This window comes from Polaromonas sp. P1_G4 (assembly GCF_056405475.1).
Genome location: NZ_JBFUCA010000517.1, coordinates 1 through 2,873 on the forward strand (window position 1 = coordinate 1; position 2,873 = coordinate 2,873).

The 2,873-nt window shown below is 61.9% G+C and carries 4 protein-coding genes; 3 read left to right on the forward strand and 1 reads right to left on the reverse strand.

Going from position 1 to position 2,873, the window contains the following annotated elements; all coding sequences use genetic code 11:
- The coding region (locus AC1D1X_RS19765; protein WP_477698961.1) for an alpha/beta hydrolase at positions 1-862 on the reverse strand (862 nt) is incomplete at its 3' end.
- Between the two features lie 136 nt (positions 863-998).
- Here AC1D1X_RS19765 and AC1D1X_RS19770 point away from each other — a divergent pair.
- The 3 genes from AC1D1X_RS19770 to AC1D1X_RS19780 all read left to right on the forward strand — a co-directional run.
- Complete coding sequence (locus AC1D1X_RS19770) at positions 999-1,685, forward strand: GntR family transcriptional regulator (RefSeq protein ID WP_477668022.1); 687 nt, start codon at positions 999-1,001, stop codon at positions 1,683-1,685.
- 31 nt (positions 1,686-1,716) lie between these two features.
- A complete protein-coding gene (locus AC1D1X_RS19775; protein WP_477668023.1) occupies positions 1,717-2,589 on the forward strand; it encodes a phytanoyl-CoA dioxygenase family protein in 873 nt (290 codons plus the stop codon).
- An 18-nt stretch (positions 2,590-2,607) separates the two neighbouring features.
- The coding region (locus AC1D1X_RS19780) for a hypothetical protein (protein WP_477698962.1) at positions 2,608-2,873 on the forward strand (266 nt) is incomplete at its 3' end.

Genomic DNA, 2,873 nt, shown 5'->3' on the forward strand with positions numbered 1-2,873 from the left:
ATGCAAGCCGGTGCAGGCGGTGAGACGGCTCCGTCAGCGCCTCCAGGATGCTGAAGTGGTTGCGCCCCAGATGGGATTCGCAGACCGGCACCACCCCGGAGCCCCAGGCCTRCTGGATCAACACGTTCTGTCGCAGGAACTCCGCGCTTTCGTCGGCACCTGCCACGCTGTACAGGGTGCCGCGGCCCGGCGCCGGCAGCAGGGCCGGGCTGGCCTTGAGCACCTGTTCAGGTGTGAGTTTCAGCGAATCCTTCAGGAAAGGCGTGTGGCGCATGGGTTCAAGGTCGTACAGGCCGGAAATCGACAAGGCATTTTTCAGCAGGTCTGCAGGCAGGTCGCCGGCATAGGCCTTCCAGTCGCACGCCATCAGCATGGCAGCCAGGTGCCCACCGGCTGAATGGCCCACCACCGTGATGCGGGATGGGTCCCCGCCGTAATGGGCAATGTGGCGCCATGCCCAGGCCAGCGCCGCCACCATCTGCATGGTGATCTGGGGAATGGTCACCGCGGGGCAAAGCGCATAGTTCGGCACCACGACACAGGCGCCCGTCTGCGTAAAAGCCGGCGCCACAAAGGAATGGTCGGCCTTGTCGAGAGACCGCCAGTACCCGCCGTGAATGAACACCAGCACCGGCGCACCGGCCAGGCCCTGGGTGCCGCCCTGTGTGGCGAAATCACCCGCCGGAAACACGTCGAGCATTTCACCCGCATGGTTGCCATAGGGAATATCGATCTGGCAGGGCACGCGCTTGCGAATGGCCTGCGAGCTGTCAGCCCAGCGAGCGAAATACACCCCGTGGTCCGGTACCAAAGCCCGGTTGTTGTACATGCGGTCAAGCCAGGCGGGATCGGGCTGGGTCATTGTTCTTCTCCTGAAAGTATCAAAACAGCTTCAACGGGTGCCATCTTGGCACAGCCCGGCCGCCCGCAACCATTTACGGGTAAACCCGAAACTTCAGGTCTTCAGTCGCAATGTATTCTGTATACAGAGTACTAACATGCCACAACAACTGATCAAAATCGAATCCACGCCCGACCTCGTCGACCAGGTCTACCGCAGCCTGCTGGACGCCATCAGCGAAGGCTCGCTGGCGCCGGGTGCGCGCATCATGCAGGAAGACATTGCCGAGCAACTCGCGGTGTCGCGACAACCGGTACTGCAGGCTTTGCGCCTTTTGAAGAAGGACGGCTTTGTACTGGACGCCCCGGGGCGCGGCGTGCTGGTGGCGCCACTGGACGTGGCCTGGCTCGTGCAGATCTACCAGGTACGCAGCGCACTCGATGCACTGGCCGCCCGGCTGGCCGCGCAAGGCCGCTGCCGGCTCGACCCGCAACTGATCAGCCGGGGCCGAAAGGCCGCGCGGGGCGGTGACGTCAAGGCCATGATGGCGACCGACGCGCAATTTCACGCGGCCATTTACACCGCCTCGGGCAACCCGCTGATCGCCCAGAGCGCCCAGCTGCACTGGCACCACATCCGCCGCGCCATGGGTGCTGTGCTGCAGGTATCAACCATGCGCGAATCGATCTGGGATGAGCACGAAGCCATTGCCGAGGCCATCGCGGCCGGTGATGAAACCCAGGCCGAAGCGCTGATCCGCGAGCATGGCGAGGAAGCGGGCCACAACCTGGCAAACCTGCTGTCCAGCGCACTCGGCCAAACCGGCGCCCGCGCGGCGCCCTGAACACCCGACAACACGCAACAGGAGACATGCGATGAAACTGACCCCGGAACAACTTGCGCAATTCGACCGCGACGGCTACCTGTTTTTCCCCGGCCTCTTCACGCCTGAAGAAACCCGGGCGCTCAACGATGCCGTGCCCGAGCTCTACAGCCGGCGCGAAGACTACAACGTGCGTGAAAAAGGCAAGGACGCGGTGCGTACCAACTTCGCCGCGCACATGTACAGCGAGCCGTTTGCCCGGCTCGCGCGGCACCCGCGCATGATCGAGCCGGTGGAAGACCTGCTAGGCGAAAAGCTCTACATGCACCAGTTCAAGATCAACGGCAAGATGGCGTTTGAAGGCGACGTGTGGCAATGGCACCAGGACTATGGCACCTGGCTGAACGACGACATGATGCCCACCGAACGCGCGATGAACGTGGCCATTTTCATGGACGACGTGACCGAGCACAACGGCCCGCTGATGTTCATCCCCGGCAGCCACAAAAAGGGCGTGGTCGATGCCAAACACGACCTCACCACCACCAGCTACCCGCTCTGGACGGTGGACAACGATTTGATCCGCCAGCTGGTGCAGCGCGCCGGTGGAAAGCAAGGCGGCATCGTCAGCCCCAAGGGCCCGGCCGGCTCGATGATCCTCTTTCACTCCTGCCTGGTGCACGCCTCGGGCAGCAACCTTTCGCCCTTCAACCGGGTAAGCGTTTACCTGAGCCTGTGCGCGGTGAGCAACCACATCCGCCGCCACAAACGCCCTGAATACATCGCCCACCGCGACTTCACGCCGATTGAATGCCTGCCCGACGACTGCCTGCTCAAAGACTACCCGGTGGACTTGCCGTGGAAAGACGGCGTGCCGGCGAGCGCGCTGCAAACGTCGATGGAAGAACTGAAATTGGCTGCGTAACCATTGGGAGAACTGATGATGAATATGAATCGCCTGGCTTGTATCGCTTTCGGAATTGGCCAATTTATTGCACCACTCGCAATTGCCGAGGAACTCGGTGGTCCAGGCACTCATTGCGAAACGCACGAGCTGGTCGTGTTGTCGTGCCCAATCGCGGGGAAAAGCGATAAACACATGTCGATTTGCCGCACATCTGCCCAGACATCAGCGAATGCCTACATGCAATACCGTTTTGGCAAACTAGGTCAGACTCCCGAGCTGACATATCCGGCTACGACTCAAAT

Bases quoted from the DNA above. Each gene is read 5' to 3' on its own strand.
- AC1D1X_RS19770 (WP_477668022.1), top strand. From the start codon at position 999: ATGCCACAACAACTGATCAAAATCGAATCCACGCCCGACCTCGTCGAC.
- AC1D1X_RS19775 (WP_477668023.1), top strand. From the start codon at position 1,717: ATGAAACTGACCCCGGAACAACTTGCGCAATTCGACCGCGACGGCTAC.